This window comes from Pseudomonas sp. GW821-FHT09C09, assembly GCF_059418105.1.
Genome location: NZ_JBWKPF010000001.1, coordinates 916844 through 939310, shown reverse-complemented (window position 1 = coordinate 939310; position 22467 = coordinate 916844). Strand labels below are relative to the sequence as shown.

Sequence of the window (22467 nt, the reverse complement as noted above, 5' to 3'; positions counted from 1 at the left end):
GCGTAGTGAGTGGCCCATATGTCGTTGCACCCCGTGCGCCCAAAGATCCTGGGTTTCATCAGCGAAGAAGTCTCGGCCTGGCTGGTCGCGCTGCTGGTATTGCTCGCCGGCGGGATTCTCACGGGGCTGCTGGCCTGGGCCACCCTCAATCAGTTTCACAGCCAGTTGCGCCAGCGTTTTCAACTGCTGGCCAATGAGCGTTACAGCCGTATCGAAGAACGCTTCCAGGATCAGGAGCAACGCCTCGACGGCCTGCGCCGGTTCTTCGCCAACTCCGAATCGGTGTCCCGCGCCGAATTCGACGGCTACACCCAACCTTTATTACTGCGCACCCAGGCCTATTCGTTCGCCTTGCGAGTGAGCGGTGCCGAGCGCGCCGCGTTCGAGCAACGGGTGCGTGACGAAGGCATTACCACCTTCAGCGTGCGCGAACTCAATGCTCGCGGCGAACTGCAACTGGCCGCCGCCCGGGATGAATACGTCGTCGTGGTGTACAGCCAGACCCAGAGCCGCCTCGGCTCACCGCTGGGTTATGACTTGCTGGCCCAGCCGCTGCGTCGTTCGACCCTGGAGCGCGCCGACCAGCTCGGCGGCCTGGCGGTGTCGCAGCCGATGCATCTGGTCAGTATCGAACCGGCCTATGCGCGGGGCGTGCTGCTGGTGGCGCCGGTGCGGCGCGAGGGTGAGCCCAACTCCTTCGGTTATGTGATGGCGGTGATCAGCATGCGCCAGTTGCTCGCCGACGGGCTGCCGGACGCCCTGCATGATTACCTGTCGGTGCGCATCCTCGACCTGTCGACCAATGATCAGCACGAGGTGCTGTTCGAGTCGACCAATGATCCGGCGCCCAGCGATCTGTCGACCACGCGGCTGGTGCGCATGGCCGATCATGACTATCAGGTCGATATCTCGCCCAGCGAAGCCTTTTTGCAGGCGAACCATTCGTCGGTTGGCAGCGTGGTGATTCTCGGCGGTCTGCTCAGCCTGTTGCTCAGTGCGCTGCTGTATGTGTTGGTCAGTCAGCGTCAGCGGGCCTTGCGCATGGTCGAGCTGCGCACCCAGGAACTACATGAACGTGAACAGGAGCTGCGGGGCACCCATGGCCAGTTGCGCGGGGTGCTCAACGCGGCGACTCAAGTGGCGATCATCGCCACCGACCTGCGCGGCGTGATCAACACCTTCAACCCCGGCGCGGAGCAGATGCTCGGCTATCGCAGCGCCGAGGTGGTTGGCCACATGACCCTGGAAAACCTGCATTTCCCCCGTGAGCTGATTACCCGTGCGGCGGAGCTGAGCGCCCGCTATGGCAAGGCCATCCCGACCTGCCAGGCGATGCTGGTGGAGGGCGGTGAAGTCGGCGGGCATGAGGCGCGCGAGTGGACGCTGGTGCGCAAGGACGGCAGTCATCTGCCGGTGAACATGCTGGCCACCCCGGTGCTGGACGAGCAGGGCCTGTGGGTCGGACACCTGGCGATCTGCATCGACATCACCGAACGCAAGCGCGTACACGAAGCGCTGGCGGCGCGGGACGTGCTGCTGAAGAAACTCAGTGCCCACGTTCCCGGCGGCATCTATCAGTTCAAGATGGAATTCGATGGGCGCTTCAGCGTGATTTACGCCAGCGACGGCATCCGCGAGATCTACGAGCTGGAACCCGACGTACTGCTGCTCAATGCCGAATCAATCTTCACCCGGATTCATCCGCAGGACGTCAGCCGTGTGCGCAAGTCGATCCGTGCCTCGGCGGACAACCTCAGTCCGTGGCGTGAAGAGTACCGCGTGCAATTGCCCGAGCGCGGCCTGCGCTGGGTGCGCGGCGAAGCGACGCCCGAGGAACTGCCGGGTGGTGGCGTGCTGTGGCATGGCTACATTTCGGACATCTCCGACCTGAAGCGCGTGGAGGAAGAACTGCGCGCACTGTCGGTGACCGATGCGCTGACCGGCATCCACAACCGGCGCTATTTCCAGGAGCGCCTGACCACCGAAATGGCCCGGGTCGAGCGTGGGGGCGGCGAATTGTCGGTGATCATGCTCGACATCGACCACTTCAAACGGATCAACGATCAGTACGGCCATGCGGTCGGCGACCGGGTGTTGCAAGCGGTGTGCGAGCGCATCGGCCATCGCCTGCGGCGGACCGATGTGTTCTGTCGTCTCGGTGGCGAAGAGTTCATGGTGCTGTGCCCGGACATCGACGGCGATCACGCGTACATGCTGGCCGTGGAGTTGTGGCAAGGCTTGCGCGGGGCGCCGGTGGATGTGGTCGGTGTGGTGACCGCGAGTTTCGGGATTGCCAGCTGGCGGCCGGGAGAGGGCGCCGACTCGCTGTTGTTGCGGGCGGATTCGGGGGTTTACGCGGCGAAGCAGGGCGGGCGGGATCGGGTCGAGCGGCAGATGAGTTAAGCATCGGACTTGTGGGAGCCAGCAGGCTGGCTCCCACAGTGTCTATGGTGTGCTTACAGAACCGAAGCGGTCTGCGGCACTCGCGGCTGCTTATAGAGATCCAACAGCACCTGATCCAGAACCGACGACGCGCCGAACGGCGCCTTGTCGTTGAGGATCGCCACCACGGCCCAGGTGTTGCCGTTGACGTCGCGGCTGAAGCCGGCGATGGCGCGTACGGTGTTCAGGGTGCCGGTCTTGACGTGGGCTTCGCCACGCATCGCGGTGGTCTTCAGGCGTTTGCGCATGGTGCCGTCCATGCCGGCGATCGGCAGCGAGCTGATGTACTCGGCCGCGTAAGGGCTGTGCCACGCGGCTTGCAGCATCGCGGCCATTTCCCGGGCGCTGACCCGCTCGGCACGGGACAGGCCGGAACCGTTCTCCATCACCAGATGCGGCGCGGTGATGCCTTTTCTCGCCAGCCACTGGCGGACCACGCGCTGCCCGGCCTTGGCGTCATCGCCGTCGGCTTCGTTGCGGAATTTCTGGCCAAGGCTCAGGAACAGCTGCTGGGCCATGGTGTTGTTACTGTATTTGTTGATGTCGCGGATGATTTCCGCCAGATCCGGGGAGAAGGCACGAGCCAGCACCTTGGCGTTGCTCGGCGTCGGGGCCAGACGGTCCTTGCCCTGGATGCTGCCGCCCAGTTCCTTCCAGATCGCCCGCACGGCGCCGGCGGTGTAGGTCGCGTGGTCGAGCAGCGACAGGTAAGTCTGCGAGCTGCAGCCTTCACCCAACTGACCGGCCACGGTCACCGTCACGCTGCCATCGGCCTGCGTCACCGGGTTGTAGCGAACGCCGCCAGTGCATTGCTTGGAGTTGAGCGCCTTGACGGTGTTCTCGATCTTGATGCTGGCAATCGGCGGTTCTACTGAAATCAGTACCCGGCCGCCGTCATTGCGGGCCACGAAGCGCAGGGCTTTGAGGTTGACCAGCAGCGAGTCGGGCTTGACCAGGAACGGCTTGTTCTCGTCATTGCCGTCATCGTTGAACTCAGGCAGTTGCGGCTGAATGAAGAAGCTGCGGTCCAGCACCAGGTCGCCGGTGATCTGGGTCACGCCGTTGGCGCGCAGGTCGCGCATCAGCAGCCAGAGTTTTTCCATGTTCAGCTTCGGATCGCCGCCACCCTTGAGGTAGAGGTTGCCGTTGAGGATGCCGCCGCTCAGGTCGCCGTCGGTGTAGAACTCGGTTTTCCACTGATGGTTGGGGCCGAGCATTTCCAGCGCCGCGTAGGTGGTCACCAGTTTCATGGTCGAGGCCGGGTTGACCGACACATCGGCGTTGTAAACGGTCGGCGTGCCCGGGCCGTCCAGCGGCACCATCACCAGCGACAGGGCAGTAGGCTGCAGCTTGCTGGCCTTGAGGGCTTTTTCGACGTTGGGGGTCAGGGACGTGTTGATGGTGGCAGCGGAGACGGGCAGGGCCAGGGGAAGAAGAAGGCCGGCCAGGAGCAGAGGACGCAACGATTTGATCATATGAAATAAAACCCTACAGCCGAGGGGAAAAAGACGAGGACATGGATGAAAAGGCCCTCAGTGGTCATGAAAGTGTCGGCATTATGCCCCAAGGTGTAACAGCTTGTGCCTTTCCCAAGGGGCCCAATCGGTTATTTTTTTACGGGCGGTCGTACGCACGTCCCGGATAGGCGGGCAATCGCCGCCTTAAACTGGTAAAGTGCCGGCCGTTATTACTTAAGAGGATTGTTCCAATGGCGACTAACCGTTCCCAGCGTCTGCGCAAAAAACTGTGCGTCGATGAATTTCAAGAGCTGGGTTTCGAACTGAACCTGGGCTTCAAAGAAGACCTGTCCGAAGAAGCCATTGACGCTTTCCTCGAAGCATTCATCAAAGAAGCCATGGAAGCCAACGGTCTGGGCTATGTCGGCGGCGAAGACTTCGGTCTGGTTTGCCTGCAGAAGCGTGGCTCGGTCTCCGAAGAGCAGCGCGCTGCTGTCGAAGCCTGGCTGAAAACCCGCTCCGAGCTGACCACCACTGAAATCAGCCCGCTGCTGGACGTCTGGTATCCGGAAAAGCCGATCAACGCGGCCAAGTGATACTGAAAAAAACGGCGACCCTCGGGTCGCCGTTTTTTTATGCCTGCTTTTTAACGAGTCAGGCCTTGCGCCAGTTGAGGATCAGCAAGGTCAGCACCCCCGCAACAATCCCCCAGAACGCCGAACCGATGGAGAACAGCGTCAGCCCCGACGCCGTGACCATGAAGGTGATCAATGCCGCTTCCCGTTCCTTCACCTCGGTCATGGCGATGCTCAAGCCATTGATGATCGAGCCGAACAGGGCCAAAGCAGCAATCGACAGCACCAGCTCCTTGGGCAGCGCGGCAAACAGCGCCGCCAGCGTGGCGCCGAACACCCCGGCAATCCCGTAGAAAATCCCGCACCACACGGCGGCGGTGTAGCGTTTGTTGCGATCCTCGTGGGCGTGGGGGCCGGTGCAGATCGCGGCGCTGATCGCTGCGAGGTTGATGCCGTGGGAACCGAACGGCGCCAAAAGCAGCGAGGCAATGCCGGTGGTGGTGATCAAGGGCGAGGCCGGGACGTTGTAGCCGTCGGCGCGCAACACGGCGACGCCAGGCATGTTCTGCGAGGTCATCGCCACCACAAACAACGGAATGCCGATGCTGATGGTCGCGGCGAGAGAAAAGTGCGGCGTGGTCCAGACCGGTGTTGCCACTTCCAGGTGAAAACCGCTGAAATCCAGCAGCCCCATGAAGCCCGACAACGCGGTGCCGATCAGCAGCGCGGCGAGCACCGCATAACGCGGCGTCAGGCGCTTGACCAGCAGGTAAGTGAAGAACATCCCCAGTACCAGCCCGGTGCGGTGCTGCGCGGCGACGAAGATTTCGCTGCCGATCTTGAACAGAATCCCCGCCAGCAAGGCGGCCGCCAGAGAGGCCGGGATCTTTTTCACCAGGCGTTCGAAGCTGCCGGTCAGGCCGCAAATGGTCACCAGCAGCGCACAAGTGATATAGGCGCCAATCGCTTCGCCGTAGGTGACGCCGCCGAGGCTGGTGATCAGCAGCGCTGCGCCGGGGGTCGACCAGGCGATGGTGATCGGCGTGCGATAGCGCAGCGACAGGCCGATCGAACACACCGCCATGCCGATGGAAATTGCCCAGATCCACGAGGAAATCTGCCCGCTGGTCAGGCCCGCTGCCTGCCCGGCCTGGAACATCAGCACCAGCGAACTGGTGTAACCGGTCATCATCGCGATGAATCCGGCGACGATGGCGGAGGGCGATGTGTCCGCGAAGGGGCGCAGTCGGGTGTGGGTGATTTCGTTCATGACAGCGGCGTTCCTTGTTCAAGCCACGGATTTCGGGTTTAAGCCTAAACTCAAACGTAACGATGCGTTGCAATACAGCCGAAGTCACAAATAGCCGTACAGTCGTGTTGCCACCTTCCATTGTGTACAATCGCGCTGTTTTTTACGCGATACTTGCCAGCGACCCACTGTGCCGTATTACAGTCACGGTCAATTCGCCGCCGCTCTTCCCGACTCGAGTGCCCATGAACGAACAGTTGCAACCCCTCAAGAAACAACCGCGAGCAGGCAAAGCCGGCCGCAGCGGAACCCAGGACGATATTGTCTATGCGCATATCTTCGAGGCCATCCTCGAACAGCGCCTGGCGCCCGGTACAAAGTTGAGCGAAGAAGCGCTGGGGGAAATTTTCGGGGTCAGCCGCACCATCATTCGCCGCGCACTCTCGCGTCTGGCCCATGAAGGCGTGGTGCTGTTGCGGCCGAACCGTGGCGCGGTGGTGGCGAGCCCGAGCGTCGAGGAGGCGCGTCAGGTGTTCCTCGCCCGGCGTCTGGTGGAGCGCGCGATCACTGAACTGGCGGTGCAGCACGCCACTGCCGAGCAGATCGCCGAACTGCGGCAGATGGTCAACGACGAACGCGACAGCTTCTCCCGTGGCGATCGCGGTGCCGGTATCCGTCTCTCCGGCGAATTCCACCTGAAACTGGCCGAAGCGGCGAAGAACGCGCCGTTGATCAGCTTCCAGCGCAGCCTGGTTTCGCAGACGTCGCTGATCATCGCCCAATATGAAAGCGGCAACCGCTCGCACTGTTCCTACGACGAACACACCCAGCTGATCGACGCCATCGAAGCGCGCAACGGCGAGCTGGCGGTGGACCTGATGATGCATCACATGGATCACATCGACAGCAAGCTCAACCTCGACGAGGAAAGCGCGTCGGACGATCTGCATGCAGTGTTCTCGCATCTGTTGCAAACCAAGAAGCCGGGGCGGCCTGCGGCCAAGCTCTGAAACGAATCGACTGGCAATAAAAATCCCCCGGGGTGAACACCACCGGGGGATTTTTTTGTCTGCAGAAAACTAGCGCTGGTGCACCAGCGCACCCGCCGCGTAGGTCTGGGCCACGGTGCGGTCATCGCCCAGCGTCATCAGTACAAATAACGTCTCGGCAATGTTGTTGGACTGCTTCAGGCGGTAGCTCAGCAGCGGCGTGGCGTTGTAGTCGAGTACCAGGAAGTCGGCGTCGGAGCCCGGTTGCAGGTTGCCGATCTTGTCTTCCAGGCGCAGCGCCCGCGCGCCGCCGAGAGTGGCGAGGTACAGCGACTTGAACGGGCTCAGGCGCGCACCTTGCAGTTGCATCACCTTGTAGGCTTCGTTCAGGGTCTGCAGCAGCGAGAAACTGGTGCCGCCGCCGACGTCAGTGCCGAGGCCGACGTTCAGTTTGTGCTTCTCGGCCATCGGCAGGTTGAACAGGCCGCTGCCGAGGAAGAAGTTCGAGGTCGGGCAGAACGAGATCGCCGAACCGGTTTCCGCCAGGCGCGCGCATTCGTCGTCGCAAAGGTGCACGCCGTGGGCGAACACCGAACGCTCGCCGAGCAACTGGTAGTGATCGTAGACGTCGAGGTAGCCCTTGCGCTCCGGGAACAGCTCTTTGACCCACTCGATTTCCTTGAGGTTTTCGCTGATGTGGGTCTGCATGTACAGATCCGGGTATTCGGTCAGCAACTGACCGGCGAGGGTCAGTTGTTCGGGGGTGCTGGTCGGGGCGAAACGCGGGGTTACAGCGTAGTGCAGGCGGCCCTTGCCGTGCCAGCGCTCGATCAGCGCCTTGCTGTCGACGTAGCTGGATTCGGCGGTGTCGGTCAGGTAGTCCGGCGCGTTGCGGTCCATCATCACCTTGCCGGCGATCATCCGCAGGTCGAGCTTCTCGGCCGCTTCGAAGAACGAGTTCACCGACTGCGGGTGCACGCTGCCGAACACCAGCGCGGTGGTGGTGCCGTTGCGCAGCAGTTCCTTGATGAAGATCTCCGCCACTTCATCGGCGTGGGCCTTGTCGCCGAACTGGCTTTCGCACGGGAAAGTGTAGGTGTTCAGCCAGTCCAGCAGTTGCTCGCCGTAGGCGCCGACCATGCCGGTCTGCGGCAGGTGGATGTGGGTGTCGATGAAACCCGGGGTGATCAGTGCATCCTTGTGATGCGTGATCTCGATGTCCGCCGGCAGGGTCGGCAGCAGTTCGCTGGCGTGGCCGAGGGCGCTGATCTTGCCGCCATCGACCACCAGCAGGCCGTCCTCGAAATACTCGTAGGAGGCTTCGATGCCGACCTCGGCAGGGTCGGCGATGCTGTGCAGGATGGCGGCGCGGTAGGCTTTGCGAGTCAGAGGCATGAGATTTCTCTAATCAGTTTGAGGCTTTGAGTGTGGCGGCCTGACTGCGGCGCGAAACCGGCAGCAGTTTGGCAATCGGTTCGGCGCTGGCGGTGTGCTGGCCGAAATTGGCGTTATAGGTGGCGATGATTTCGCCGGCGATGGAGATGGCGATTTCCACAGGCAACTTGCCTTTGACTTCGCTGATGCCCATCGGGCAGCGCATGCGTTGCACGACACTGGCGTCGAAGCCACGGTCACGCAGGCGGTGTTCGAACTTGGCGCGTTTGGTCTTCGAACCGATCAGGCCGAACCAGGTGAAGTCGTTGCGCTTGAGGATCGCGGCGGTGAGTTCCAGATCCAGCTGATGGTTGTGGGTCATGACGATGCAGTAGCTGCCGGCGGGCAGGTCGTCGATTTCATCCACAGGCTCTTCGGCGACGATTTTACGCACGCCGTGGGGAATCTGTTCGGGAAATTCCTCTTCCCGGGAATCGATCCAGCGCACCCGGCAGGGCAGGCCGGCGAGCAAGGGAACCAGTGCGCGGCCCACATGACCGGCGCCGAACACGGCGATCTGCGCCTGCACCTGGCCCATCGGCTCGAACAGCAATACCGTGGCGCCACCGCAGCACTGGCCGAGGCTGGCGCCGAGGCTGAAGCGCTCCAGATGGGTGTCCTGCCTGCCGCTGGCGAGCATCTCGCGGGCGATCTGCATGGCTTTGTATTCCAGGTGCCCGCCACCGATGGTGTCGAATGTCTGGCAGGCGCTGACGACCATTTTCGAGCCGGCATTGCGCGGCGTCGAGCCGAGCTCTTCGATGATCGTCACCAGAACGCAGGGTTCGCCCTGGTTCTGCAGGTCGGCGAGGGCGTCGATCCAGTTGTACATGTTCACCTCGACATCTGTCGTTGTCTGTTCGGGCCTCTTCGCGAGCAGGCTCGCTCCCACAGGGAAATGCATTCCAAATGTGGGAGCGAGCCTGCTCGCGAAGGCCGCGCCTCGGTCCTAGAGCGGAGCCAACTCGGTTTCAGCTTCGACGGCCTTCACCGCTTTGAGCTGACGCATCTGCTCGCAACCCCACAACACCCGCTCCGGGGTCGCCGGCGCGTCGATCTTCGGCTGATGCCTGTAGTCGCCGAGGCTGGCCACTGCATCCTTGATCGCACACCACGCGGCGATGCCGAGCATGAACGGCGGCTCACCCACAGCCTTGGAGTGGAACACGGTGTCTTCCGGGTTCTTGCGGTTTTCCACCAGCTTCACCCGCAGGTCCAGCGGCATGTCCGCCACGGCCGGGATCTTGTAGCTGGCCGGGCCGTTGGTCATCAGCTTGCCCTTGTTGTTCCAGACCAGCTCTTCCATGGTCAGCCAGCCCATGCCCTGGACGAAGCCGCCCTCGACCTGGCCGATATCGATGGCCGGGTTCAGCGAGGCGCCGACGTCGTGCAGGATGTCGGTACGCAGCATCTTGTACTCGCCGGTCAGAGTGTCGACGATCACTTCGCAGCACGCCGCGCCGAAGGCGAAGTAGTAGAACGGCCGACCACGGGCCTGGCTGCGGTCGTAGTAGATTTTCGGGGTCTTGTAGAACCCGGTGCTCGACAGCGACACCTGATTGAAATACGCCAGCTGGATCAGCGCTTCGAAGGTCATGATGTGGTCGCGCACACGGACGTGGCCGTTGTGGAATTCCACGTCTTCTTCGCTGACCTTGTAGTGCCGCGCGGCGAATTCGACGAGGCGCTGCTTGATGATTTCGGCGGCATTCTGCGCGGCTTTACCGTTGAGGTCGGCACCGCTGGACGCCGCCGTCGGCGAGGTGTTCGGCACCTTGTCGGTGTTGGTCGCGGTGATCTGCACCCGGTCCATTTCCACCTGGAACACTTCGGCCACGACCTGCGCGACTTTGGTGTTCAGGCCCTGGCCCATTTCCGTACCACCGTGGTTCAAGTGGATGCTGCCGTCGGTGTAGACGTGCACCAGCGCACCGGCCTGGTTAAGGAAACTGGCGGTGAAGGAAATGCCGAATTTCACCGGGGTCAGGGCCAGGCCTTTTTTCAGGATCGGGCTGTTGGCGTTGTAGCGACGGATCGCTTCGCGGCGCTCGGCGTACTGGCTGCTTTCTTCCAGTTCGGCGGTCATCTCTTCGAGCATGTTGTGCTCGACGGTCTGGTAGTAGTGAGTGACGTTGCGCTCGGTCTTGCCGTAGTAGTTGGCCTTGCGCACGGCCAGCGGATCGAGGTTCAGGTGACGGGCAATGGCATCCATCACTTCTTCGATTGCGACCATCCCTTGCGGGCCGCCGAAACCACGGTACGCGGTGTTCGACGCGGTGTTGGTCTTGCAGCGGTGACCGTTGATGGTCGCATCACCGAGGTAGTACGAGTTGTCCGAGTGGAACATCGCCCGGTCAACGATCGAGGCCGACAGGTCAGGCGAGCAGCCGCAGTTACCGGCCAGGTCCATGGCGATGCCGTGCAGGCGCCCGGTGCTGTCGAAGCCGACGTCGTATTCGACGTAGAACGGGTGACGCTTGCCGGTCATCAGCATGTCTTCGACCCGTGGCAGGCGCATCTTGGTCGGCTGGCCGGTGAGGTGTGCGACCACGGCGCACAGGCACGCCGGGCTGGCGGCCTGGGTTTCCTTGCCACCGAAACCACCGCCCATGCGGCGCATGTCGACGACGATTTTGTTCATCGAAACGTCGAGGACTTCGGCCACCAGTTTCTGCACTTCGGTGGGGTTCTGTGTCGAGCAGTAGACGATCATGCCGCCGTCTTCGGTCGGCATCACCGAAGAGATCTGCGTCTCCAGATAAAAGTGTTCCTGACCACCGATGTGTAGCGTGCCTTGAATGCGATGTTCAGCGGTGGCCAGGGCATTGGCCGAATCGCCGCGCTGGTGGGTGTGGCTGTCGAGCACGAAGTGGCGTTTGCGCAGGGCTTCGACCACGTCCAGCACCGGCTCCAGATCTTCGTATTCGATGATCGCGGCCATGGCGGCCTTGCGTGCGGTTTCCAGATCTTTCGCGGCCACGGCCAGCACCGGTTGACCGACGAACTGCACGTCATCGATGGCCAGCAGCGGATCGCCCGGCAGCAGCGGGCCGATGTCTTTCAGGCCCGGCACGTCTTCGTGGGTGATGGCGATGCGCACGCCTTCGAAGGCGTAGCAGGGCTTGGTGTCGATGCTGATGATTTTTGCGTGGGCGCGATCCGACAGCCGTGCGTAAACGTGCAACTGGTTGGGAAATTCCAGGCGGTCATCGATGTACTGCGCTTCACCGGACACATGTTTGGCGGCGCTGTCGTGCTTGACGCTGCGGCCGACACCGGTGGTCAGGTCCCTGGCGAACAGTTCAGCCAGTTCAGCTTGTGTTTTCTCTACGCCGTGATGGTTAGACATAAGCGGTCACCCGAGTCTCGATGTGCGGTGTTTGCAGTTCGATGAAGTATTTGCGCAGCAGGTTCTGCGCGCTGAGCAGGCGATATTCCTTGCTGGCGCGGAAGTCCGAGAGCGGGGTGAAATCCTCGCCCAGCGCGGTGCAGGCACGTTCGACCACAGCATTGTTGAACGGCTGGCCGAGCAGCACGGCTTCGCAATGGGCGGCGCGTTTCGGGATCGCGGCCATGCCGCCGAAGGCGACGCGGGCGTCGGTGATCACACCGTTTTCGACGCGCAAATTGAATGCGGCGCAGACGGCAGAGATGTCATCGTCCAGACGCTTGGAGACTTTGTAGGCGCGGAAGCGCTGCTCGGCGGTGGCGCGAGGGACGATGATTTTCTCGATGAACTCGCTTTCCTGGCGCGCGGTGACCCGGTAATCGATGAAGTAATCTTCCAGGTTCAGCGTACGGCGGGTCTCGCCCTTGCACAGCACGATCTGCGCGCCGAGGGCGATTAGCAGCGGTGGCGAGTCACCGATCGGCGAGGCGTTGCCGATGTTGCCGCCGAGGGTGCCCTGGTTGCGGATCTGCAGCGAGGCGAAGCGGTGCAGCAGCTCGCCGAAGTCCGGGTACTCGGCGTTCAACGCTTCGTAGCAGTCGGAGAGGGCGGTAGCGGCGCCGATTTCGATGCGGTCATCGAAGTGCTCGATGCGCTTCATTTCAGCGACATTGCCGACGTAGATCATTACCGGCAGGGTGCGGTGGAACTGCGTGACTTCCAGCGCCAGATCGGTGCCGCCCGCCAGCAGGCGGGCCTGTGGATACGCGTCGTAGAGGTCAGCGAGGTCGGCCACGGTCAGCGGCACCAGGCAGCGTTTGTCGCCGCTGTTGAGTTCGCCGATCGATGTCGGGGCAATGGCTTTGAGGCAGGCGATGGTTTCCGCTTCACGGGCGTCGAACTGGTCCGGTTGCTTGCCGCAGCAGGATTGCTCGGCGGCGGCCAGGATCGGCCGGTAGCCGGTGCAGCGGCAGAGGTTGCCGGCCAGCGCTTCGTGGGCCTTGGCATGGTCCGGTGCATCGCTGTTCTTTTGCAGCGCGAACAGCGACATCACAAAACCGGGGGTGCAGAAGCCACACTGCGAACCGTGGCACTCGACCATGGCTTTCTGCACGCTGTGCAATTCGCCCTGGTGCTTGAGGTCCTCGACGCTGATGAGTTGTTTGCCGTGCAGCGACGAAACGAACGTCAGGCACGAGTTGAGGCTGCGATAGCGAATGTGCTCGCGGCCGTCGTCATCCGTCTGCAACTCGCCGACCACCACCGTGCACGCGCCGCAGTCACCGCTGGCGCAGCCTTCTTTGGTGCCGGATTTGCCCACGTGTTCACGCAGGTAGTTGAGCACAGTCAGGTTCGGGTCCAGGGCGTGCTCGCTACGGAGTTCCTGGTTGAGTAAAAACTGGATCACGGAAGGCCTCGCAGACTCATTATTGTTGTTAAGCGACTTGAGCCGAATTTAGCAGGTCTGACTTTTCGGTCAATGGTTTTCTGACTTAAAGGTCAGGAAAAACCGTTTTGTCGCTTTGCAACGTGTCTCTTCAGTATTGACCCTCATTGGATCAACTGCTTTTTTGCGGGATTCGTGCCAAAAACCGCTGTGCGGGCACTCCGCCATGAACGCGCATTGCGCTACACTGCGCCGCTTGTGCAGATCGAAGAGTTTGAAGGACAACCATGACGTTCAAGGCGCCGGACAGCCTCGCCGAGCAAATCGCTCACCACCTCGCCGAACGGATCATTCGTGGCGAAATGAAGCCGGGAGAGCGTATCCAGGAACAGAAGGTCACGCTGGCGCTGAACGTCAGCCGCGGCTCGGTCCGCGAAGCCTTGCTGATCCTCGAGCGCCGTCATCTGATCGCGATCCTGCCGCGCCGCGGCGCCCACGTCACCGAGCTGACGGCGCACAAGGTGCAGAGCCTGTGCACGTTGATGAGCGAGCTGTACATCCTGCTCGGCAACGCAGTGGCCAACGGCTGGCAAGTCCAGGCCGACATGGCGCCGTTCGTGCAGATCCAGCAGCGCCTGAGCGCCAGCTACGAGCGTCAGGACATCCGCACCTTCGTCGACGACAGCTTCAACGTGATGCGCGCCGCGTACCCGTTCGCCAACAACCCGTACCTGCAGGAAACCGTCGAAAACCTGCAACCGGCCATGAGCCGTGCGTACTTCCTCGCGCTGGAACAGCGCAAGGCCGAGATGAGCGAGTTCCTCGAACTGTTCGAGCGCTTGCTGGCCGCCGTCCTCGCCCGTGACCTGCCGCAGATCCGCATCGTGCTGACGGCTTACGCCCAGCGCAGCTGCGATCTGGTGGTGTCCGCCCTGACGGTTGCCTGACCTTGCGCCTCAAGTGCATCAAACTGGCGGGGTTCAAATCCTTCGTCGACCCGACCACGGTGAACTTCCCCAGCAACATGGCGGCAGTCGTCGGGCCGAACGGTTGCGGCAAGTCGAACATCATCGACGCCGTGCGCTGGGTAATGGGCGAAAGCTCGGCCAAGAACCTGCGCGGCGAGTCGATGACCGACGTCATCTTCAACGGCTCGACCAGCCGCAAACCGGTGAGCCAGGCCAGCATCGAACTGGTGTTCGACAACTCCGACGGCACACTGCTGGGCGAGTGGGCGGCGTACGCGGAAATTTCGATCCGCCGCAAAGTGACCCGCGACAGCCAGACCACTTATTACCTCAACGGCGCCAAATGCCGTCGTCGCGACATCACCGACATCTTCCTCGGCACCGGCCTCGGCCCGCGCAGCTACTCGATCATCGAGCAGGGGATGATCTCCAAGCTGATCGAGTCCAAACCGGAAGATCTGCGTAACTTCATCGAAGAAGCCGCCGGTATCTCCAAGTACAAGGAGCGCCGGCGCGAGACCGAAAATCGCATTCGCCGCACCCACGAAAACCTTGCCCGTCTGACCGACCTGCGTGAAGAGCTTGAGCGCCAGCTCGAACGCTTGCACCGTCAGGCCGAAGCCGCGAGGAAATATCAGGAATTCAAGGCCGAGGAGCGCCAGCTCAAGGCGCAACTGTCGGCCCTGCGCTGGCAGGATCTGAACGATCAGGTCGGTCAGCGCGAATCGATTATCGGCAACCAGGAAATCAGCTTCGAAGCGCTGGTCGCCGAGCAGCGCAACGCCGACGCCGCCATTGAGCGCCTGCGCGACGGTCACCATGACCTGTCCGAGCGCTTCAATCTGGTGCAGGGGCGCTTCTATTCGGTCGGCGGCGACATCGCCCGGGTCGAGCAGAGCATCCAGCACGGCCAGCAACGCTTGCGCCAGTTGCAGGACGACCTGAAGGAAGCCGAGCGCGCGCGCCTCGAAACCGAATCGCACCTGGGCCACGACCGCACCTTGCTGCTGACCCTCGGCGAAGAACTCGATCAACTGACCCCCGAGCAGGAAATCACCAACGCCGCCGCCGAAGAAGCCGCCGCAGCGCTGGAAGATTCCGAAACCGTCATGCACGGTTGGCAGGAGCAGTGGGACGCCTTCAACCTGACCGCCGCCGAACCGCGCCGTCAGGCCGAAGTGCAGCAGTCGCGGATCCAGCAGCTGGAAACCAGCATGGAGCGTCTGGCGGATCGGCAAAAGCGTCTGGGCGAAGAGCGGGCGCTGCTCTCGGCTGATCCGGAAGACGCGGCGATCATGGAACTCAGCGAACAGCTCGCCGAGTCCGAAGCCACCCTTGAAGATCTGCAGACCAGCGAAGAAGCCCAGGTCGAAAAACTCGAGCAACTGCGTCAGGAATTGCAGCAGGCACTGACTGCACAGCAACAGGCGCAGGGCGATTTGCAGCGCCTCAATGGTCGCCTCGCATCGCTTGAAGCCTTGCAGCAAGCCGCGCTCGATCCGGGCACCGGCACCGCCGAATGGCTGAAGGAACACAACCTCACCGAGCGCCCGCGTCTGGCTGAAGGCCTGAAGGTCGAGGCGGGTTGGGAGCTGGCGGTGGAAACCGTGCTCGGTGCCGACCTGCAAGCGGTGTTGGTGGATGATTTCGACGGTTTCGATCTGTCCGGTTTTGCCCAGGGCGATCTGCGTTTGCTCAGCCCCGGCAATGAAGGCGTGCGCGTGGCCGGCAGCCTGCTGGACAAGGTCGAGGCGCAGGTTGATCTGTCGCCATGGCTGGGTCAGGTCAAACCGGTCGACAGCCTTGAGCAGGCACTGGCTTTGCGCGGCCAACTGGCTGCCGGCGAGAGCCTGATCAGTCGCGACGGCTACTGGGTCGGTCGGCACTTCCTGCGGGTGCGCCGCGCCAGCGAAGCCGAAAGCGGCATGCTTGCGCGCGGCCAGGAAATCGAATCTCTGCATGCGGAACGTGAAGAACGCGAAGCCACGGTCGAAGCCATGGAAACCCGTTTGCAGACCCTGCGCGCGCAACAGCGTCAGCAGGAAAACGGTCGCGAACATCTGCGTCGTTTGCTGCAGGACGAAGCTCGTCAGCAAGGTGAATTGAAAGCTCAACTGTCCGCCGGCAAAGCCAAGGCCGAGCAGTTGACCCTGCGTCGTACCCGTCTCGACGAGGAGCTGGTCGAGCTCGCCGAGCAACGCGAGCTGGAACACGAAAACATCGGCGAAGCGCGGATCCAGTTACAGGACGCCCTCGATGCCATGGCTCTCGACACAGAACAGCGCGAATTGTTGCTGGCCCAGCGTGACAGTCTGCGCGAACGCCTCGACCGTGTGCGTCAGGAGGCTCGTCAGCACAAGGATCACGCCCATCAATTGGCCGTGCGTCTTGGCTCGCTGCGGGCGCAGCATGATTCGACCCGCCAGGCCCTTGAGCGTCTGGAAATGCAGGCCGAGCGCCTCACCGAAAAGCGTGAACAGCTCAGCCTGAATCTGGAGGAGGGCGAGGCGCCGCTGGAGGAGCTGCGCCTCAAACTCGAAGAGTTGCTCGACAAGCGCATGAGCGTCGACGATGAACTCAAGACCGCACAGATCGCCCTGGAAGACGCCGACCGCGAACTGCGCGACGCGGAAAAGCGCCGGACCCAGGCCGAACAGCAATCGCAATTGATCCGTGGCCAGCTCGAACAGCAACGCATGGAATGGCAAGCCCTGACCGTGCGCCGCAAGGCCCTGCAGGATCAACTGCTGGAAGACGGCTACGATTTGCACGGCGTGCTCGATACCTTGAGCGCCGAGGCCAGTGAGAAGGAGGCCGAAGAAGAACTGGAACGCATCGCCGCACGCATTCAGCGCCTGGGCGCGATCAACCTCGCGGCGATCGACGAATACACGCAACAATCCGAGCGTAAACGTTATCTGGATGCCCAGGACGCCGATCTGGTCGAAGCACTGGAGACGCTGGAAAACGTCATCCGCAAGATCGACAAGGAAACCCGTAACCGTTTCAAAGATACCTTTGATCAGATCAATGGCGGTTTACAGGCGCTTTTCCCGAAAGTTTTCGGTGGAGGACGCGCGTATTTGGAACTGACGGGCGAAGATCTACTCGATACAGGGGTGACGATCATGGCGCAGCCGCCCGGAAAGAAGAACAGCACCATCCATTTGCTGTCCGGCGGCGAAAAAGCCCTCACCGCACTGGCACTGGTTTTTGCGATCTTCAAGTTGAATCCGGCGCCGTTCTGCATGCTCGATGAGGTTGACGCGCCACTGGATGACGCTAACGTTGGACGCTACGCACGCTTGGTCAAAGAGATGTCGCAGACCGTGCAGTTCATCTATATCACCCACAACAAGATCGCCATGGAAATGGCCGAGCAGTTGATGGGCGTGACGATGCACGAGCCGGGATGTTCGCGACTGGTAGCCGTGGATGTCGAGGAGGCGATGGCGATGGTGGATGCCTGAGCCGGCGCTGTCGGAAAGGTATTTGCAGTCTGTAGGACATATTTACCCGCTTCGACTTGCTGGCCAATCGACATAATCGCGCAAGCCAATGAGACAGACGGTGTAAAGTTGTCTTTGGTCGTGCTAGTTTAATGTCAATTTTTCGTATACGTGGGCAAAACGCCTGTCAGAACATAGAGTTGGCGCCACGTTTTAAAGCGGTTTGCACAGTGTAAACCCCTTATTTTTCAGCATTTTTTATAGAGGCACGGGATTACATGGAAATCGGTCTGCGCGAGTGGCTGATCGTCATCGGCATCATTGTGATAGCCGGTATTCTTTTCGATGGCTGGCGCCGTATGCGCGGCGGCAAGGGAAAACTGAAATTCCGTCTTGACCGAAGTCTGTCCAACCTGCCGGACGAGGACACCAGCGCCGAGCTGTTGGGCCCGGCCCGCGTGCTGGATACCCATAAAGAGCCGCAACTGGACGAACACGACCTGCCATCGGTGAGCATGCCGGCCCGCGAACCACGCGAGCCTCGCGAATCCGGTTCCAAGCGCGGCAAGCGTGGCAACAACGGTCCGGCCCAGGGCGACCTGAACCTCGATCTGGACCTGGACGGCGGCCCGAGCTTCAGCAGTCGTGACGATGACTTCATCGAGCCGGTCGCCAAGTCGTCGCCGGCCGTTGCCGACAAGGATCAGCTGCAAGCCGAAGAAGTACTGGTGATCAGCGTGATCTGCCGCGACCCGGCCGGCTTCAAGGGCCCGGCATTGTTGCAGAACATTCTGGAAAGCGGTCTGCGTTTCGGCGAGATGGACATTTTTCACCGTCACGAAAGCATGGCCGGCAACGGCGAAGTGCTGTTCTCCATGGCCAACGCGGTCAAACCGGGTATTTTCGATCTGGACGACATCGACCATTTCAGCACCCCGGCGGTGAGCTTCTTCCTTGGCCTGCCAGGCCCGCGTCATCCGAAGCAGGCCTTCGACGTGATGGTCGCAGCAGCCCGCAAGCTGTCCCAGGAACTGAACGGCGAGTTGAAAGATGACCAGCGCAGCGTCCTGACCGCGCAAACTATCGAGCACTACCGTCAGCGCATCGTCGAATTCGAACGCCGCGCCCTGACCCAGAAGCGTTGATTGAAAAGGTTGCCTCGCAATAAAGGGGCAATCGGCAAAATAGATTGAGCAGCCTCGGCTGCTCTTTTGCTTTATGAGAGAACACCCATGACTGCCGCCAAAGACCGCATTCTAGAGCTGCGCGCTGAACTCGATCAGCACAACTACCGTTATCACGTCCTCGACGAACCGAGCATTCCGGATGCCGAGTACGACCGGTTGTTCCACGAGCTCAAGGCGCTGGAAGCGGCCAACCCGGAACTGATCACCAGCGACTCGCCGACCCAGCGCGTCGGCAGCGTGGCGCTGACCGCATTCACCCAGGTGCGTCACGAAGTGCCGATGCTCAGCCTCGGCAACGCCTTCGAAGAAACCGACATGCGCGAGTTCGACCGCCGGGTGACCGAAGGTCTGGACCTGCCGGCCGGTGATCTGTTCGGCGGTGGTGCGGCAGTGGAATACAGCTGCGAGCCGAAACTCGATGGCCTGGCGGTCAGCCTGCTGTATCAGGACGGCGTGCTGGTGCGCGGCGCCACTCGTGGCGATGGCACCACCGGCGAAGATATCAGCGTCAACGTGCGCACGGTGCGCAACATCCCGCTGAAGCTGCACGGCGAAGGCTGGCCGGCGACGCTGGAAGTGCGCGGTGAAGTGTTCATGTCCAAGGCCGGTTTCGAGCGTCTCAACGCCTCGCAACTGGAAGTCGGTGGCAAGACGTTCGCCAACCCGCGCAACGCCGCCGCCGGCAGCCTGCGTCAGCTGGATTCGAAGATCACCGCCAACCGCCCGCTGGAATTCTGCTGCTACGGCATCGGCCAGGTCTCTCACGATATTTCCGACACTCACATCGGCAACCTCAAGCAACTGCAAGCCTGGGGCATGCCGATCAGCCACGAATTGAAACTGGCCAAGGGCATCGGCGAATGCCTGGATTATTACCGCGATATCGGTGAGCGCCGTAACTCGCTGGCCTATGAAATCGACGGCGTGGTGTTCAAGGTCAACAGCATTGCCGACCAGCGCGAACTGGGCTTCCGCGCCCGTGAACCGCGCTGGGCCATTGCCCACAAATTCCCGGCGATGGAAGAACTCACCGAACTGCTCGACGTGGAATTCCAGGTCGGCCGCACCGGCGCCGTCACTCCGGTGGCGCGCTTGAAACCGGTGAAGGTTGCTGGCGTCACCGTGGCCAACGCCACGCTGCACAACATGGACGAAGTCGCGCGACTGGGCCTGATGATCGGCGACACGGTGATCATTCGCCGTGCCGGTGACGTGATCCCGCAAGTGGTGCAAGTGGTCATCGAGCGCCGCCCGGAAGATGCGCGGCCGGTGCAGATTCCCGAGAGCTGCCCGGTCTGCGGCTCCCACGTCGAACGCACGCAACTGGTCAAACGCAGCAAAGGCAAGGAAACCATCAGCGAAGGCGCGGTGTATCGCTGCGTCGGTCGTCTGGCCTGCGGTGCGCAACTGAAGCAGGCGATCATTCACTTCGTATCGCGCCGTGCGATGGACATCGAAGGTCTCGGCGACAAGAGCGTCGAGCAGTTGGTGGACGAAGGCCTGGTCAGTTCGCCGGCAGATCTTTATGCGCTGAAGTTCGACGACATCGTCGACCTAGAAGGCTTTGCCGAAGTGTCGAGCAACAAGTTGCTGGCCGCCATCGAAGACAGCAAGAAGCCGGGTCTGGCGCGCTTCATCTATGCGCTGGGTATCCCGGATGTCGGCGAGGAGACGGCCAAGGTGCTGGCGCGCTCGCTGGGGTCGCTGGAGCGCGTTCAACAGGCCTTGCCGCAAGTGCTGACGTACCTGCCGGACATCGGCCTGGAAGTGGCCCACGAGATTCACAGCTTCTTTGAAGATGCGCATAACCAGCAAGTGATCACTGAGCTACTGGGTCACGGTTTGCTGATTCAGGATCAGGGCGAGCTGGGCGCCGAGTTTGCCGCGAGCACCACGCTGGGCGGTTTCCTCGACAAGCTGCACATTCCTTCGGTGGGGCCGGGCGGGGCGCAGAAGCTCGCCGACAAGTTCGAAACGCTGGAAGGGGTGATGAACGCTGACTGGCTGGACATGCGCCAGGCATTGCCGGAGAAACAGGCGAACTCGGTGCGTGAGTTTTTCGAACTGCCCGAGCATCGGAAACTGGCGGAAAGTGCCGAGAAACAACTGCGTGATTTCGGCATGCACTGGCAGAGCGAAAAGAAAGTCGTCGAAGGCCTGCCGCTGGCCGGGGAGACCTGGGTGTTGACCGGCAAGGTCGAGCTGATGAGCCGCGACGTCGCCAAGGAGCACCTGGAAAGCCTCGGCGCCAAAGTCGCCGGTTCCGTGTCGGCCAAGACTCATTGCGTGGTCGCGGGGCCAGGCGCCGGGTCGAAACTGACCAAGGCTAACGAGCTGGGCGTGAAGGTCATGGACGAAGAGGCGTTTATCGCGTTCCTGAAAGGGCACGGTATTTCCGCCTGACGCAACGCGCGGGAACGATCGACTCGCGGGAATGATCTAGTCTTGGCAAGCCCCAGGGAGAGATCGCCATGTACCGCTTTTTCGAGCAGCTCAGTTCCCGCATCGTCGCGCCGTTCATGGGCGAATCCTCGCGCAACAGCAAAGTCTGGCCGTGCCGCTGCGGCCAGTCGCTGTTCTTTCGCAACAGCCAGTGTCTGGCCTGCAACGCAGCGCTGGGTTATCAACCGGAACACAGTCGGCTGACCTCGCTGCAACCGGGGCCACAAGAGGGCACGTGGACGCTCGACGTCGATCCCGAAGCCGGACTGTTCCGGCGCTGCGCCAACCTCAACACACCGGCCGCCTGCAACTGGCTGCTGCCCGCCAACGATCACGACACGCTGTGCGCGGCTTGCGATCTGAATCGCACCATTCCCGATCTGTCCGTCCCGGAAAACCCCGAGCGCTGGCGCAAGGTGGAAATCGCCAAGCGGCGACTGGTGGCGCAACTGATCAGCCTCGGCTTGCCGGTCATCCCGAAAACCGTCGACGAAGAAACCGGCCTGGCGTTCGATTTCATCGGCGTCGATCTGGAGGGCAATGCTCCCATGACCGGCCACGCCAATGGCTTGATCACTCTCGACATCGCAGAAGCCGACGACGCCCACCGCGAACAGGTCCGGGCGCAGATGCACGAACCCTATCGCACGCTGCTCGGGCATTTTCGCCATGAGGTCGGGCATTACTACTGGGATCGCTTGATCGCCAACGGCCCCTGGCTGGGTTCGTTCCGCAACCTGTTCGGCGACGAACGCGCCAGTTATGCCGAGGCGCTGGAGCGGCACTATCAACAGGGCGCGCCAGCGGACTGGTCGCAGCATTACGTCAGCGCCTACGCCACCATGCATCCGTGGGAAGACTGGGCGGAAACCTGGGCGCATTACCTGCACATGATGGACGCGGTGGACACAGCGCTGGGTTTTGGCATGAGCGCCCGGGAGATGGATCTCGACTATCAGCCGTTTCCGTCGAGCACGCTGTACGACCCCGAGCATCCCGGCGGCGCGGCGTTCCTGTCCTTCGTCAACGCGTGGATCGAACTGGCCGGCATGCTCAACGAACTGTCACGCAGCATGGGCCAGCCGGACTTCTATCCGTTCGTGCTGCCGCCTGCGGCGATCGCCAAGCTGCACTTCATTCATCTGGTGATCCAGCAAGAGGGCGGCCGGGCGGACGAGGTGCTGCAGGCTCAATAGCAAGTGCTTGAAGCCCTTCATATTTTTAATCTGCAACCAGCGGTTGTAACTTCGTCTCAGATAGGTACAATGGCGCGGCTCGCCGACAGGTGAGTGTCGTTATGGTGACCCTATCGGTCCCCCCGCAACGATTACCCGTGAACCTGGTCAGAGCCGGAAGGCAGCAGCCACAGCGGGAACATTGTGTGCCGGGGTGTGGCTGGTAGGGTTACCACCTTAACGAACATCGAACGAATCAACGCCGAACTGCATGGGTTTTGCCCACTGCGGTTTTTTTATGCCTGCGATTTGGCGGTTCGTCCCC

General features: G+C 61.8%; 14 protein-coding genes and 1 other RNA gene. 9 read left to right on the top strand and 6 right to left on the bottom strand.

The annotated features are described in order from the left end of the window. Positions 1–18: 18 nt before the first annotated feature. Entirely contained in the window at positions 19–2403 is a 2385-nt protein-coding gene (locus AC07NR_RS04415) for a sensor domain-containing diguanylate cyclase (protein WP_495077893.1), read from the top strand. A gap of 53 nt (positions 2404–2456) precedes the next feature. Here AC07NR_RS04415 and dacB read toward each other — a convergent pair whose 3' ends face one another. After that, positions 2457–3917, bottom strand: coding sequence for a D-alanyl-D-alanine carboxypeptidase/D-alanyl-D-alanine endopeptidase (gene dacB, locus AC07NR_RS04410; protein WP_495077892.1), 1461 nt, complete (start codon positions 3915–3917; stop codon positions 2457–2459). A 233-nt stretch (positions 3918–4150) separates the two neighbouring features. Between dacB and AC07NR_RS04405 the strand changes: the two genes are divergently transcribed. After that, a complete protein-coding gene (locus AC07NR_RS04405; RefSeq protein WP_085711916.1) occupies positions 4151–4495 on the top strand; it encodes a YggL family protein in 345 nt (114 codons plus the stop codon). Between the two features lie 58 nt (positions 4496–4553). Here the strand turns inward: AC07NR_RS04405 and AC07NR_RS04400 are convergent, their stop codons facing one another. Continuing rightward, a complete protein-coding gene (locus AC07NR_RS04400; RefSeq protein ID WP_114882039.1) occupies positions 4554–5744 on the bottom strand; it encodes a benzoate/H(+) symporter BenE family transporter in 1191 nt (396 codons plus the stop codon). A 224-nt stretch (positions 5745–5968) separates the two neighbouring features. On the opposite strand from AC07NR_RS04400, the gene AC07NR_RS04395 reads away from it, so the two are divergent. Next, positions 5969–6733 carry a GntR family transcriptional regulator gene (locus tag AC07NR_RS04395; protein WP_064378756.1) on the top strand — a complete coding sequence of 255 codons (765 nt, stop codon included), beginning with the start codon at positions 5969–5971 and terminating at the stop codon, positions 6731–6733. Positions 6734–6802: 69 nt separating this feature from the next. On the opposite strand, the gene guaD is transcribed toward AC07NR_RS04395, so the two are convergent. The 4 genes from guaD to xdhA form a co-directional block, all read right to left on the bottom strand. Next, a complete protein-coding gene (gene guaD / locus AC07NR_RS04390) occupies positions 6803–8107 on the bottom strand; it encodes a guanine deaminase (protein ID WP_305835217.1) in 1305 nt (434 codons plus the stop codon). Positions 8108–8120: 13 nt separating this feature from the next. Then, positions 8121–8978, bottom strand: a complete 858-nt coding sequence (gene xdhC, locus AC07NR_RS04385) for a xanthine dehydrogenase accessory protein XdhC (protein ID WP_305835218.1) — start codon at positions 8976–8978, stop codon at positions 8121–8123. Between the two features lie 117 nt (positions 8979–9095). Beyond that, positions 9096–11495 (bottom strand): xanthine dehydrogenase molybdopterin binding subunit, encoded by a 2400-nt coding sequence (gene xdhB / locus AC07NR_RS04380; protein WP_085711920.1) that lies wholly within the window; start codon positions 11493–11495, stop codon positions 9096–9098. Then, the gene (gene xdhA, locus AC07NR_RS04375; protein ID WP_495077891.1) at positions 11488–12942 is read right to left on the bottom strand and encodes a xanthine dehydrogenase small subunit; all 1455 of its coding nucleotides are present in this window, start codon (positions 12940–12942) and stop codon (positions 11488–11490) included. Before xdhA ends, xdhB begins: the two co-directional genes overlap by 8 nt. Before the next feature lie 266 nt (positions 12943–13208). Between xdhA and AC07NR_RS04370 the strand changes: the two genes are divergently transcribed. The 6 genes from AC07NR_RS04370 (at position 13209) to ffs (ending at position 22371) form a co-directional block, all read left to right on the top strand. After that, entirely contained in the window at positions 13209–13868 is a 660-nt protein-coding gene (locus AC07NR_RS04370; RefSeq protein ID WP_096822502.1) for a GntR family transcriptional regulator, read from the top strand. A gap of 2 nt (positions 13869–13870) precedes the next feature. Then, positions 13871–17359 (top strand): chromosome segregation protein SMC, encoded by a 3489-nt coding sequence (gene smc / locus AC07NR_RS04365; protein ID WP_495077890.1) that lies wholly within the window; start codon positions 13871–13873, stop codon positions 17357–17359. 257 nt (positions 17360–17616) lie between these two features. Beyond that, entirely contained in the window at positions 17617–18483 is an 867-nt protein-coding gene (zipA, locus tag AC07NR_RS04360; RefSeq protein ID WP_495077889.1) for a cell division protein ZipA, read from the top strand. Between the two features lie 87 nt (positions 18484–18570). Then, positions 18571–20928, top strand: coding sequence for an NAD-dependent DNA ligase LigA (ligA, locus tag AC07NR_RS04355; RefSeq protein WP_495077888.1), 2358 nt, complete (start codon positions 18571–18573; stop codon positions 20926–20928). A 68-nt stretch (positions 20929–20996) separates the two neighbouring features. Continuing rightward, positions 20997–22163 (top strand): zinc-binding metallopeptidase family protein, encoded by a 1167-nt coding sequence (locus tag AC07NR_RS04350; RefSeq protein WP_495077887.1) that lies wholly within the window; start codon positions 20997–20999, stop codon positions 22161–22163. 111 nt (positions 22164–22274) lie between these two features. Then, an RNA gene (gene ffs, locus AC07NR_RS04345) (signal recognition particle sRNA small type) lies at positions 22275–22371 on the top strand. The last annotated feature ends 96 nt before the right edge of the window (positions 22372–22467 follow it).